A 206-nucleotide genomic window follows, 5' to 3' on the forward strand; every position below is an offset into this window, starting at 1 on the left:
CCACAGGCACACGTCCATTCACGGACATCCATCGCCTTCTTCTCGCCTTTTATGCCGCAAGTGGAACAGATTTGAGTGGATGCGTACCAGGGGTCTGCCTTGATGAGTGTCCGTCCATAGAAGTTTGATTTGTATTCGAGTTGCCGGACGAACTCGTACCAACTGACATCCCCGATGGACTTGGCGAGCTTATGGTTTTGCATCAT

General features: G+C 51.0%; 1 protein-coding gene. It reads right to left on the reverse strand.

Annotated features, from left to right (window positions below; translation table 11 throughout):
- Window positions 1-206 (reverse strand): zinc ribbon domain-containing protein (locus KNP00_RS14200; protein WP_215146320.1); only part of this gene is annotated, 206 nt, incomplete at both ends.

Origin of the sequence: Exiguobacterium qingdaonense, assembly GCF_018617855.1 — a bacterium.
GTDB classification, from domain to species: domain Bacteria; phylum Bacillota; class Bacilli; order Exiguobacteriales; family Exiguobacteriaceae; genus Exiguobacterium; species Exiguobacterium qingdaonense.